The organism is Undibacterium sp. Dicai25W, from assembly GCF_049340505.1.
GTDB lineage: Bacteria > Pseudomonadota > Gammaproteobacteria > Burkholderiales > Burkholderiaceae_D > Undibacterium > Undibacterium jejuense.
Genome location: NZ_JBMPOQ010000001.1, coordinates 214,700 through 227,246, shown reverse-complemented (window position 1 = coordinate 227,246; position 12,547 = coordinate 214,700). Strand labels below are relative to the sequence as shown.

Genomic DNA, 12,547 nt, shown 5'->3' with positions numbered 1-12,547 from the left:
AATTTTTTAGATGCCTCTGTATTTATATACTAATTGAAAGAACTTGGAATATCTTCCAGAATGCCTGCCTTTCTGGCTTTCACAATGGCGTCATTGATTTTATCGATAATGCCGTCATCTTTGTCCGCACGCACAGCAAAATGAACCGCATCAATAAAAACGGGTTTCGGTAATACAGTAATTTCTACATTATCGAATTGTGGGAACATGCCTTGCTGATCGACCCTGGCATTTTGCAAACGACGCTCTAAAAAGCGTGGATTCTTATTTGCGGAATTGAATAAGGCAGCGTCCATGCGTTTGAACATCAGTTTATTGAGACGAGCGATGGTATCGTGTCCATCATTTTCGACTTTAAACAATTTGTCTCGAAGCGTTTCAAATTCATCGTTAAACATAAACCCGCGTGGAATACCGATTGTCTTACCGCGCAAGTCAGCATAACTATTGTAAGTAAATTGAGCATCAGAACGTGTCACCAAAAATACGTAATGGAGTTGCACTGGTAACGAGAAGTGATAAATTTTTTCACGGTCTTTGACACGACTCATGCCATAAATCACGCCTCCGCCTGATTCAGCCACTTTGACTGCGCGTTGCCAGGGCGTACGCACCCATCGCAACTTAAACTTCTCTTCCATGGCGATATAGTCAAGTAAATTGCTGACGTTATCCATGGGCATAGGCTGCCCCTTGGCATCAACCGCATCATTGGTCAGGAAAACAACTTCCTGCGCAGCTTTGCTATCTACCACTGCTTGAGGATCTTTTGTGGCAGCAGTTGCGGCACCACTTTGAACCAAGAAAAAAACACTCAGAAGCGCAGATACCAACGTCGTTCGCAAGCTTAACCCGGCGGCGTAATTCAGGATTACTTTATTTAATTTCATCACATTCCTGAGGTTGACAAATATTGAAGCATGCTTGGGACATACGATGACTGGTTTTGGTTCATAAATCGGGGATATCTTAGCGACAATATTTTTTTCTATCAAGTAAAGTCGTTCAGTGTACTTATCGACAACTCACCGACAACACTGTCGCCACTCAAATCATTCACTTCAGACATTGCGAATAAAAACCTCGAATTTTTTCCAGCACCTGCCTGGTTTGCGAACCAAAACCAAAGTGGTCGGCATCGGGAATCCGTATTAACTCCGCTGCCATACCACGCGCAGCAAGCTGATCAACAAACGTCTGTGAAGCACGGATAGGCACGGTGACATCCTGTTCACCGTGAATAATCAGCAATGGTGGCGTCTTTTCTTTTTGCGCGTGCGCCGCATACGTCGACGGACTAGCTTCTTTATAAGCGTTTTTTGCCTGCGAATAATCTTTGCCAAACAAATTATTCAACATAAAGCGCGGTGAAATAGTACCGGTTATCTGTGGATCAGCACTTTGCCACCAATCCGGAAAATCTAAAGGTGGCGCATGCAATACCGCACAACGTAAACGATCGCTGGATTGATTACCACGATCAACAGTATTCCACTTGCCCGATGTCAGCGCTGCCAATGCGGTCAGATGTGCGCCTGCGGAAATGCCAAAACCACCGATCCGTTCAGGATCAATCTGATATTCAGTAGCGTGTTGATGCAACCAACGAATTGCACAGTTAAGATCTTCAATCTGCGCCGGAAAGAGTGCTTGCGGTGCCAGCCGGTAGTCTATGCTCATACTCGCAAACCCCATATTGGCTAGCAGGGATTGCAAACCTTGATAGTCTTTTCTGCTGCCACCCATCCAACCACCACCATGCACGACGATCACCGCCGGGTAAGCAGCCACTGCCGATGCTTTGGGTATCATCAGGTCAAACTTCAGCGGAGTTGGGTCGCTACATGCTGAGACGGTAGTGATAGCTGGAAGCGGTTGATTTTGCGCGGCACAAATCACAGGCTGGCACAACAATGCAAAGACAAAGGACAGGAAAAAATTGAAATAGCCGCGCGAGAACATAAGCACCATATGAAAAAAAACCTTACGCCACGATTTGCTTGCGTAAGGTTTCTGGGATTGCTGTGAAAATAGAAAATTCAGATTCGTGCAGACCGTTTTTACGACACCACGCCGCACGCCATACGCATTCCGCCACCGCCTAAAGGTGCGGGATGATCGCTATGATTGTCACTACCAGCGTGCACCATGATGGCGTGCCCCGCCAAATCAGCGGCTTTAAGGCGTGGCGCAAGTACTGGATATGTTGCTTTACCGTCCGCAGTGACATACAAGGCTGGCAAATCGCCTTTGTGGCCTTTACCGTAAGGTCCAAGATGTTCATTAGTCTTTTCCGGATCCCAGTGACCACCGGCAGCCAGTGCTGGCGTTGCCACACCGTTATTCATGCCAGGCGCACAGGATGGATTGGCATGCACGTGAAAACCATGAACACCTGCAGGCAAGCCAGACAGATCTGGCGTAATCAGTAGGCCGTACGCGGTATCTTCCAAAGTCACTTTACCAGCCGGGCCGACAATACCGTTGGCATCAACGAATTGTAATTCCACCGTTTGTGCCTGCGCCAGACCAGCCAATAGTGCGCTCGCCAGTACGCATAATTTCAATGTAGATGACATGCTTACTCCTGTTAAAGAAAAATAGGGTTGAGTATAAATTCTATAGAAGCGCCTTCGAAACCAATTCTGGTCGCGCCTGTCAGGTGCCCACTATACCTGCTTTTGATTAAAGTGTTTGTTCCGGCAAACTGGCCGATCTGGAACCTGCCAGCGGCAGATTATCAGCTGCACGGTAAGTAAAAACCATAGAAAACTTGGTCGCAGCCGTCTGGTTTTTTCCTGCTGCATGGAACAAATTGCTATGGAATAGCAATACGTCGCCCTGACTTAATGCAACTGGTACAGCCTGTGCCAACACAGATTGATTCCGAGCGAGATCGGTACGTAAAAATTGGGCAGGATCCAACTGCTCCGCATCGACACTGATCAGATGTGAGCCAGGAATGACCAGCAAACAACCGTTCTCTATCGTCTCATCACGTAATGCCAGCCATGATGACACCAATGCTGCACGCTCAAAATTCCAATAGCGGCTATCGCGATGCCAGCCAGTCGCGGTGGAATATTGAGGTTGCTTGGTCATGATGCAATTATGATGCACTTGAGACATCAACGCACCTTCGCCTAGCAATTGCAGTAAAGGCGCAGACAAAGTTTCTCCGGTCGCCCACTGCGCCAACAACGGCTCACGGGCGTATGCCTGTAATAGGCGTCGGGCTGTATGGCCGCCCTCTGCCTCACGTGAGGCCGGTGCTCCGGGATAACGCGTATCAGCCTCGTATTCTATCGGCAGCACATGATCTGCCAATTGTTGTTCGGCATAGGCAATGACTTGCTCGCAAAATGCGGCTGGTGCAGCCTGGCGTAAGACCAAAAAACCCTGTGTTTGAAATTCTTGTAATTGAGCGGTACTAAGCATGACTTCTGCCATTTCATATAAGCACAAAACGCTATTGTGCCACGTGCAACAAAAAGTGATAGGTAACAGATCAAGTGCTATCTATATTATTGATGCATAACAGATATCGATAACCGATCACACAACTGGTATTTTTGCAGCGCGTCAAAAATGCGGCATAATAGCTATGGAAACTGATTCCGCGCTTGATTTGCAGCTTAGTTTGCAGCTTTGTTTGCGGCTTAAAACGCCTGCGTTGCCACTTGTTACCACGAGTTCGCTTCTCTTACTATGCCTGAGCCTCACACTGGATCAGGTGGCGCTTGTTCACCTTGCTTACGCCGCTATCGAGCTTGCGCGTTGCACCGTTGATTACTCGCTTAGTCCGGAATCCCCCGAATTCAATTTTTGCTTAAAACACGATGACCCATACCATTTTAGAAAATATCAATGTCAGCTCGTTTGACAATATGCCCACACCAGAAGAATTACACGCCCGTTTGCCATTGAGCGATCTGGCAGGTGATGTGGTTGAACAAAGCCGCGAAACCCTGCGTAACATTCTGGAACGTAAAGACAAACGTCTTTTCGTTGTCGTCGGCCCCTGCTCTATCCACGATCCCGTTGCCGGCTTAGATTACGCACGCCGCCTGAAGACGCTGCAAGAAGAAGTCAAAGACGTGATGGTTTTAGTGATGCGTGTGTATTTTGAAAAACCACGCACCACGACTGGCTGGAAAGGTTATATCAACGATCCGGATATGGATGACTCTTTCCGCGTTGATCAGGGTATGGAAAAAGCCCGCAAGTTTTTACTTGATGTATGCGAATTAGGCTTACCAACAGGTACCGAAGCGCTTGATCCGATTTCGCCACAATACCTCGGTGATTTGATTGCATGGACGGCGATCGGTGCGCGCACCACGGAGTCACAAACGCACCGCGAAATGTCATCGGGCTTATCGACACCGGTCGGTTTTAAAAACGGTACTGATGGCGATATCAGCATTGCGATTAATGCGATTTTATCCGCCTCACATCCCCATTCATTCCTCGGTCTGAATGGTCAGGGGCGTGTCTCTATCGTGCGCACCAGCGGTAATCAATATGGTCATGTGGTATTACGCGGCGGTGGTGATCGACCTAACTACGATACGGTCTCGGTTGCGATGGCACAGCAAGCATTAGTCAAGGCAAAACTGCCGCCAAACATTGTGGTCGATTGTTCTCACGCGAACAGCTACAAAAAGCCAGAATTGCAACCCTTGGTCATGGCCGATGTCATCAATCAAATTGCCAACGGCAATGACGCGATCGTCGGTGTCATGATTGAGTCCAATATCGTGGCTGGCAATCAAGCCATTCCCACCGATCTCAGCCAATTAAAATATGGCTGCTCAGTCACCGATGCCTGTGTTGATTGGGCAACCACAGAAAATATGTTGCGTGAAGCGGCTGGCAGATTACGAACAAAATAAATTTATATCACTTTTTAATCCCCTAATATTCATGCGCCTCGTGGCTGACTTTAAGCCTGAGAGCCGCATGGATATTAGGGGATTATTTTTTCATCAAAAAAAGTCACCCCCTAGGCAACTGATCCGCAGGCAAACGCGGTCGCTCTTCACACTGCGATGACAAGATCACCGAGGTCGAGGTTTTACCGATGTCTCCCAAGGATTTCAACAAGCTTTGCAAGTGTTCTGGCGCACTGACAGCCAACCGTAAAATTGCGCAATGATTGCCCGTCGTGGCATGCACTGCCAACACTTCAGGATGCGCTGCCGCCCAGCGATCTAACGCGTCATGCGACTCCACCGTGACTTGTATCATCGCTTCAAAGCTATAACCCAAAGCACGCAGGTTGATCCGGGTAGTAAACCCCATGATCACTCCCGCTTCTTCCAAACGCTTTACCCGCTCTGCTACGGCAGGTGAAGTCAGATGAATCTGACGCCCGATTTCTGACCAGCTCAGCCGCGCATTTTCTTGTAGCAAAGCGATAATTTTGCGGTCATAACTATCAAGTTCAAAATTCAAAGTGAAACTCCAAAAAGTCTTTCAATCATGTGGCTGATTCGGTCTAAATAGCTTCGATCTTGCATTGGTAAATACGCTGCTCGACTCTACCATATACCTACTTCAGCAATCATAAAAATGAGGAAAAAGTGGAAGAAGTCATCGAAATCAGAAGCTACCAATTAAAGGTTGACCAGTCTGCGCAGTTTCATCATCTGGTCTCCACACAATCAGTACCGTTGCAAGCATCTGCCGGGATCAAGGTCTTACATTACGGATTTTCTCTTTCTTCGGGTGCGGGGTCGGATCAGGACTACGTATTGATACGTCAGTTCGCAAATCTCACTGATTTAATACAATGCCAGTCCGATTTTTATCAAAGCGCAGCATGGCTTTCCGGGCCACGCGAAAGCATCTTAGCGTGCATACAAAGCTCCCATTCCATCGTTATTCCTGCGATCCATTTTCCTATGAAAGCACATCATGAATAATGCTACAGTACACGACGGCAAGCACGATTTCGATTTTCTATTTGGATCATGGGCCATCACCAATCGCCGCCTGCGCCAGCGCTTACAAGCCTGCACAGAATGGGAAACCTTCGAAGCCTCACAAACCATCACTGCCTTACCTGGCGGTATCGGCAATTACGATGATTTTATTGCGCCAGAATGGCGTCCTGATCTGGTTGGCATGTCCTTGCGTCTATTCAATCCTGTCACGAAATTATGGAGCATTTACTGGTTGGATAACGATAGCGGTGGGCTGAATCTACAGGGCAGTTTGAATCCCCCGGTTGTTGGTAAATTCAGCAATGGCGTCGGTGTATTCGAAGGCGCTGATATGTTGGGAGATCAAGCCATACTGGTACGCTATACCTGGTCCGACATCACCGCCGACAGTGCACATTGGGAACAGGCCATGTCCAACGACAACGGTAAAACCTGGGAAACCAACTGGCATATGGACATGCGCAAAGTAAATTAATTCGCACCATCATCAAAGTCGGCCGCTTTTTTCTCTTACCGGGAAAAGTTCAACAAAGAAAACTCGCGAATAATATGTTAATGTCGTCTATCGAAATGCAGGGTGGGTTGCTATTGATCGGCGTGGTGGCGTATCAGGCAATTGCATTGCTTTTCGATAAAGATCATTTCTTCGCGTTTGTGTACTCGTTACCGGACTATTGGCTACTTCCATTTGAATGCTTGTTCGCCAATGTGCTTGCGATTTTTCTCGCGAGCTTTAACAAACCGGGCAAAATTTCAACACCAAAACTTATTCTATGCTTAGTCATGATGACTGCACTCATTGGTCTTGGCATATATTTTAATAATGAGCATCTGTTTTATGTAGGACCAGTATATGCAGCTTGCTTACTGATTCTCAGTTATCTGCTCATGCGCATTAATAACCGACGTTGGAATGGTGAATTACTGCTCATGCGGGTTCAGGGAAAATAAGTAAAGAATCTACAATCCACGCGAAAAAAACGAGGCTCATCTGTCCTCGTTTTTTTACATCGAAACAAACAACATTACAAACTCCGCAAGCTCCGCATACATTCAACATAAGCTTGCTGAATCTCACTCTGCTCAACGTGACGACCTTCTTGCACGACGCGCTTACCAGCCACGTACACATCGCGTACCAAATTGTCGTTACCTGCAAAGATCCACGTATTGAGGACTGCGCTACTTGCCAGCCCGGCCAGATTGGGATGTTGGTCATCGAGAATCAGCATATCGGCGCGATAGCCGCTGGCGAGTTGTCCGACCTGACGGCCACTGGCTTGTGCGCCGCCTTGTAATGTGTGCTGCCACAAGAAATCGCCAACCTGACGTTGAGTAGCAGCGCTGGCGATATTGCGGCCTTGCAAGCGCAAACGCTGACCGTATTCGAGCCAACGCAATTCTTCCACCGGACTTTGCGAGACGTGGCTGTCACTGCCAATACCGAAACGCCCACCAGCGGCGATGTAATCTGGCAGGTCAAAAAATCCATCACCCAGATTGCCTTCTGTGGTGGTGCAAATACCGGCGACGGCGCCACTGGCGGCGATGCCTTGCACTTCTGCTTTGGTCAAATGCGTCGCATGCACCAGACACCAGCGCTGATCAACAAGACCCGTTTCCAACAATAATTCCACCGGACGTTTGCCAGTTGCGGCAAGGCAGGCATCGACTTCTTTGGTTTGTTCCGCGATATGGATATGCAAAGGCCGCTGTGCTGGCAGCGCTGCATGGACTTCGCGGATTTGCCCTATGCTGGCCGCGCGTAGCGAATGCGGGGCGACGCCGACTTCAATTTGGGCACTGCGCTCTGCTTCCAGATTTTCGACCAATCGCAAAATATCATCGACAGAAGTCTTGAAACGACGTTGATCATCGCGCAAAGCTTGCGCATTAAAATCGGCATAGCTGTACAACACAGGCAACATGGTGATGCCAATGCCAGTTTGGGTGGCGGCCGCAATCACACGCTGCGCCATTTCTGCCGGACGTGCATACCAACTACCATCGATTGCTCTGTGCAAATAATGGAATTCGCAAACGGAGGTATAACCCTGGCGCAGACATTCCATATACAGCTGCGCCGCAATCGCTTGTATTTGTTCCGGGGTGATGTGCAATGCATAGCGATACATCAGATCGCGCCAGGTCCAGAAACTATCTTTGGATTCGCCCGCCATTTCGGTCATGCCAGCCATGGCGCGTTGAAATGCGTGTGAATGCAAATTGGTCATTCCCGGCACAACAAATTCGGCTTGTGTTTCTCCAGCGCGTACTTGAATGCCGACTTCAATCTCAATTAAAGCACCAGCGGCATCCCAATGCAGGCGTACATTTTTTGTCCATCCCTGCGGCAGGTAAGCATTTGCTGCAAATAGGCTTTGCTGGCTCATTTGGACGCTCCTTGCTGTACCCAGTTCAGACAAGTTTGCAACGCTTGTTTAAGCACCGGTTGCACCTGCTGTGCAAGGTCAGGGCGATAGGCGAATGGTGCGGCTTCGTTCATGTACACGCATTGGCTCATTTCTAATTGCACCGCATGAATGTTGCGCTGTGGCTGACCGTAATGACGTGTGATATAGCCACCTTTAAAACGGCCATTAAAAATATGGGTGTATGTTTTGCTTTCTGGTGCTTGTGACAAAACATCTTGTAGCGCTTCTTGCAAACCGCTGGCGCAGGATTTTTGATCGGCAGTACCAAAGTTCAGGTCTGGTAATTTACCTTCAAAAAAGCGCGGCACCACCGACGCAATCGAGTGAGCGTCCCATAAAACGACGTGACCGTGGATGCGCAATAGTCGCTCCAATTCCGCGTTTAATTGTTGGTGATATGGTTGCCAGTAAGTGGTAATGCGGCGTTCTATTTCTGTCTGATCGGGCAAATTTTTAGACGCGTACAGCGGATGTTTGTCGAAAGTATCTATGGGGCATAAGCCTGTCGTATCTTGCCCTGGATACAGATTCGCATTGTCCGGTGCGCGATTGAGGTCTATCACATAACGTGAATATTCGGCAGCGATCGTTGATGCACCTAGTTCGTCAGCCATGTTATAGAGCAAAGGTAAATGCCAGTCGGTGTCAGCTTTGACCTCTGAAATTGGCAACATTTGTGCAGCAACTTCAGGTGCAATTGTCGTGCCTACATGCGGCATGGAAATCAGTAGCGGCACGCTGCCGGCTTTAAAATGGAAAGAAGGATGCATAGCGAGTTCTCCGTTTTGGTCTTTTAGTTTTTACGATTGCAGGTTTTTTTATTGTAGGTTTTTTATTATAGGTTTTACTCTTGAAGGACGCGGCTGATACGATGCGCTGCCGTCACCGTCATATGGATCAAATCATTGTGGCGGCTCGCTGCACGCTGCGCTGGTGCCATCAAGGACAAAGTGGCGATCACTTGATGTTTGCCAGAAAAAATGGGGGCACTGACACCCCAGACGCCGTCATCAATTTCGTTTTCACTGGTAGCGTAGCCTTGTTGGTGTATGAGTTGCAAGCTTTGTTCTAACGCTGTTCTATCTTGCTGCGCTTGTAAGAAATTTTGATCAAGTAGTTGCAACTGCGTCTGCTCAGGCAGAAATGCGAGCAAAGCTTTGGCTGATGCACCACGTACTGTTGAATTGGCTCGCCCTTTTGCGAACGAGCAGCGCAAAGCTTGCTGGCTTTCTTGCATATCCAGACAGATCACTTGGCCATCCAGATAACAAAGCAGGCCAACGCTTTCACCGGAACGTTCAACCAGTTGCTCAATATCCGCTCGTGCTGCTTGCATGAGCCATGAGTGCTGATCAAAACCGTGTGCTAATTGCACTGCTAACGGCCCCGGCTCATACAAACCGCTGCGCGCATGCTCTTGCACCCAGCCCCATTTTTTTAATGCCGCCAGATGGCGATAAATAGTGCTTAGTGGCAATCCCGTTTGCGCCACCAACTCACGCGCGGACATTGCCTGCCCTTGTCGGGCAACACATGCCAACACATGTAATACTCGTTCACTCGTAGCCACTGGTGCTGCTGAACTCAGACTCATAAAAATCAATACCAACAAATGAATTTAGTCTGTCCATGCTAGCACTTCATGGGAAAAGCTCAAGCTTAAATTCTCGCTTGGTGGGAATTTACGAGGGTTTAATGTCGTTTCCTTGAGTTACACCTACCGTCAACCGCTTGCAGAATGGTGAGTATGGGGTAGGGCTGCAGTTTGACACTACGACCGCGCGGGTTACACCCACACTAACAATCCGCTCAAATATTTAGCACTCAGTTTTTTCCGTAGGCGGCATTCTGACAATTGCGTACTTCTTGCGCCGGAAATTCAGCTTTCAGTGCGTCGAATTTGGCTTTTTCATCAGTATTTAATGCCCGTAATTGATACGAGAATTTATTCGTCGTTACGGTGCGCGGCATAATGCGGGCAGTGTGTACCCCTTTGGTATTTAATGCTGCGAGGTGTTGCTTTGCCGCTTCTTCGGTTTTAAACACACCCAAAGAAATACCCCAACGCAAAGGGCTTTGATCCTGAATCACAAAAAAATCGGTGACATTGATGCGACGAAGTTCACTAACTTTTTTATCCGCACCCTCTTTGCTGCCTTGAGAAGGGATGTAGACCATGTGGGTCGCTGAATCGCTGACGTTCAATCGTGATTGACGATCACCGAGCGCGAGTGCTTTCAGTTTTTCTTCGACTTTTGGCGCATCAGATTGCAAGAAATTGCCGATTTCTACACAGGCGGTAATTTCGTTTTTCTTTTCCGTCGCTGTTGCAGCAGATGCAACAGGTGCCAATGCCACGCTGGCTGGAACCTGTACCAGTTGATTCACATGATGTTGTTGCTTGAGTCTTTCCGGTTCATGGGTTTCTAAGGGCCAATTGCCTAGCCAGCCAAAATTGAACGCCAGGATCAAGGCATTAACAACCAACAGAAACCAGAAAAAAAATCGCAACATGATAGTAATTAGATGAATTCAGCGTGGGTTTGATTGTGCCACGACAAACAGTCCCGTCAAGACAAGATTAGCGATATGTTCACACTGAAATGACAGATGTGGCAGAAGATACGGCGCGGCACCGCCAGAAATGAGACAAATCACCGGTTCCGCTTGTTTTTTGTGTAGTGCATGGTAGGCGAGAGTAATGGCACCAGCCTGGGCATGAATGCAGCCGCTGACAATCGCCTGGTCGGTATTATTCGCGAACGGTTGGTCGACTTGTATGCTTTCAGCGACCTGTGGCAATTGCGCTGTGTTTCGCGCTAACGATTCGGCCATGAGTTTAAGACCAGGCAAGATCATGCCACCGGCAAACTCTGATTGTGCGGTAACGGCATCGACGGTCGTCGCTGTACCGCATGTCGCAACGATCACATGTTGCGATGGATATAAATAGGCAGCGGCAATCGCGGAGGCGAAGCGATCACAGCCCAATTGCTGCGGATTTTGATATTTGTTAGTGACGCCGGCACAATCCGCTTGTGAGACAAACCATTCGGGTGTCAGGCCTGGAAACGCTTGGGCTAACAAATTCATTAAACGTGTTTTGACGTCTGACCCTGCAACGTTAGAAATCAGAATGCGGGTGACCTTGTGCTGCTGCCATTCAGCGAGTAGTTGATCAGTCTGATCATGCGCAACAGAGGTAATTTTCCGCCACGCTGGTTGCGCGGGCGCTGGCAATTGTTGGGTATCCGGAATACCCCATTTAATGCGGGTATTTCCCGCGTCTATCAGTAATAGCATGTCGTCGTTTTTTCGTTTATTCAAGTGGTCGCAAAGAAACATCCCCTGCCACAATACTGACCTGCCCGCTCGCTGTTTGCAATACCAGACAACCAGTGGCATCGACACCAAGCGCAAAGCCTGTTTGCAAGACCTGACCTTGATCAATGATGCGCACCTCTTGATTTGCGTACGCATGGAGCTTATTCCAACGCGCTAAAAAAGCCGAAAACCCTTCACGTTCAAATTGGTCGAATGCGCGTGCCAGCGTGTTCAGCAACGCAGCAGTTAATGCATTTCTATCCATGCGTGCTAACCACGGTGCTTCAGCTATTGGGCGCCCGATTTGTGCTTCAAATGTATCGGACACTTGTAAGTTTAAACCTATACCAGCAACGATCCAGGTGCCGCCATCTTTTTTTGCAGCGCTTTCTATCAATATCCCGGCGAGCTTTTTACCGTCGCGTAAGACATCATTTGGCCATTTTAATTGGACTGGTAAATCCAGGCTATGCAGCGTCTCCGCCAATGCAACACCCACTGCCAATGGTAGGCCCATGAGTTGATGCGACGCTTGTGTCATCGGCCAGGCAATAGAGAACATTAGCATGCCGCCAGCCTCGGAACTCCAGCTACGACCTGCACGACCACGCCCTGCCGTCTGATGTACGGCAAGGCGAAATACTGGCTTTTGTAGTTCCAGCAAACGTGCCATCAGATCGCTATTGGTCGAACCCGTTTCTTGTACGACTTCGATATCCAGCAACATGCCAAACGCATCGCGCAAGGCGGCTATTTTGCTGGCGTCGAGTATTGAATTGGCGTGGAGTGTTTGTTCGGACATGAGGGGTAATAATTATATTGTGCAACGGTGCCATGATA

The 12,547-nt window shown here is 48.4% G+C and carries 15 protein-coding genes; 4 read left to right on the top strand and 11 right to left on the bottom strand.

What is annotated here, in order from left to right; genetic code table 11:
- Window positions 1-29: 29 nt before the first annotated feature.
- From ACO0KY_RS01120 to ACO0KY_RS01105, 4 genes are all read right to left on the bottom strand, one after another.
- Window positions 30-890 carry a substrate-binding periplasmic protein gene (locus ACO0KY_RS01120; protein ID WP_423043552.1) on the bottom strand — a complete coding sequence of 287 codons (861 nt, stop codon included), beginning with the start codon at window positions 888-890 and terminating at the stop codon, window positions 30-32.
- A gap of 166 nt (window positions 891-1,056) precedes the next feature.
- The gene (locus ACO0KY_RS01115) at window positions 1,057-1,812 is read right to left on the bottom strand and encodes an alpha/beta fold hydrolase (RefSeq protein ID WP_423043550.1); all 756 of its coding nucleotides are present in this window, start codon (window positions 1,810-1,812) and stop codon (window positions 1,057-1,059) included.
- A 248-nt stretch (window positions 1,813-2,060) separates the two neighbouring features.
- The gene (gene sodC / locus ACO0KY_RS01110) at window positions 2,061-2,579 is read right to left on the bottom strand and encodes a superoxide dismutase family protein (RefSeq protein ID WP_186913865.1); all 519 of its coding nucleotides are present in this window, start codon (window positions 2,577-2,579) and stop codon (window positions 2,061-2,063) included.
- 106 nt (window positions 2,580-2,685) lie between these two features.
- Window positions 2,686-3,438: a phytanoyl-CoA dioxygenase family protein gene (locus tag ACO0KY_RS01105; RefSeq protein ID WP_423043547.1), complete on the bottom strand. Its 753-nt coding sequence runs from the start codon at window positions 3,436-3,438 to the stop codon at window positions 2,686-2,688.
- A gap of 401 nt (window positions 3,439-3,839) precedes the next feature.
- On the opposite strand from ACO0KY_RS01105, the gene ACO0KY_RS01100 reads away from it, so the two are divergent.
- Complete coding sequence (locus ACO0KY_RS01100; protein ID WP_423043545.1) at window positions 3,840-4,895, top strand: 3-deoxy-7-phosphoheptulonate synthase; 1,056 nt, start codon at window positions 3,840-3,842, stop codon at window positions 4,893-4,895.
- A 103-nt stretch (window positions 4,896-4,998) separates the two neighbouring features.
- Here the strand turns inward: ACO0KY_RS01100 and ACO0KY_RS01095 are convergent, their stop codons facing one another.
- A complete protein-coding gene (locus ACO0KY_RS01095; protein WP_423043543.1) occupies window positions 4,999-5,457 on the bottom strand; it encodes an Lrp/AsnC family transcriptional regulator in 459 nt (152 codons plus the stop codon).
- Between the two features lie 128 nt (window positions 5,458-5,585).
- On the opposite strand from ACO0KY_RS01095, the gene ACO0KY_RS01090 reads away from it, so the two are divergent.
- The 3 genes from ACO0KY_RS01090 to ACO0KY_RS01080 all read left to right on the top strand — a co-directional run bounded on the left by ACO0KY_RS01090 (window position 5,586) and on the right by ACO0KY_RS01080 (window position 6,899).
- Entirely contained in the window at window positions 5,586-5,927 is a 342-nt protein-coding gene (locus ACO0KY_RS01090) for an NIPSNAP family protein (protein ID WP_423043541.1), read from the top strand.
- Window positions 5,920-6,423, top strand: coding sequence for a hypothetical protein (locus ACO0KY_RS01085; protein ID WP_423043539.1), 504 nt, complete (start codon window positions 5,920-5,922; stop codon window positions 6,421-6,423). Before ACO0KY_RS01090 ends, ACO0KY_RS01085 begins: the two co-directional genes overlap by 8 nt.
- A gap of 80 nt (window positions 6,424-6,503) precedes the next feature.
- Window positions 6,504-6,899, top strand: a complete 396-nt coding sequence (locus ACO0KY_RS01080) for a hypothetical protein (protein WP_423043537.1) — start codon at window positions 6,504-6,506, stop codon at window positions 6,897-6,899.
- A 74-nt stretch (window positions 6,900-6,973) separates the two neighbouring features.
- On the opposite strand, the gene ACO0KY_RS01075 is transcribed toward ACO0KY_RS01080, so the two are convergent.
- The 6 genes from ACO0KY_RS01075 to ACO0KY_RS01050 form a co-directional block, all read right to left on the bottom strand.
- The gene (locus ACO0KY_RS01075) at window positions 6,974-8,341 is read right to left on the bottom strand and encodes a formimidoylglutamate deiminase (RefSeq protein WP_423043535.1); all 1,368 of its coding nucleotides are present in this window, start codon (window positions 8,339-8,341) and stop codon (window positions 6,974-6,976) included.
- Window positions 8,338-9,153, bottom strand: coding sequence for an N-formylglutamate deformylase (gene hutG / locus ACO0KY_RS01070; RefSeq protein WP_423043533.1), 816 nt, complete (start codon window positions 9,151-9,153; stop codon window positions 8,338-8,340). The genes ACO0KY_RS01075 and hutG overlap by 4 nt, the downstream gene beginning before the upstream one ends.
- Window positions 9,154-9,227: 74 nt before the next feature.
- Complete coding sequence (locus ACO0KY_RS01065; RefSeq protein WP_423043531.1) at window positions 9,228-9,977, bottom strand: IclR family transcriptional regulator; 750 nt, start codon at window positions 9,975-9,977, stop codon at window positions 9,228-9,230.
- A 230-nt stretch (window positions 9,978-10,207) separates the two neighbouring features.
- The gene (locus tag ACO0KY_RS01060; protein ID WP_423043529.1) at window positions 10,208-10,897 is read right to left on the bottom strand and encodes an SPOR domain-containing protein; all 690 of its coding nucleotides are present in this window, start codon (window positions 10,895-10,897) and stop codon (window positions 10,208-10,210) included.
- A gap of 18 nt (window positions 10,898-10,915) precedes the next feature.
- The gene (locus tag ACO0KY_RS01055; RefSeq protein ID WP_423043527.1) at window positions 10,916-11,710 is read right to left on the bottom strand and encodes a type III pantothenate kinase; all 795 of its coding nucleotides are present in this window, start codon (window positions 11,708-11,710) and stop codon (window positions 10,916-10,918) included.
- Window positions 11,703-12,509 carry a biotin--[acetyl-CoA-carboxylase] ligase gene (locus ACO0KY_RS01050; RefSeq protein ID WP_423043525.1) on the bottom strand — a complete coding sequence of 269 codons (807 nt, stop codon included), beginning with the start codon at window positions 12,507-12,509 and terminating at the stop codon, window positions 11,703-11,705. The genes ACO0KY_RS01055 and ACO0KY_RS01050 overlap by 8 nt, the downstream gene beginning before the upstream one ends.
- Window positions 12,510-12,547: the final 38 nt, after the last annotated feature.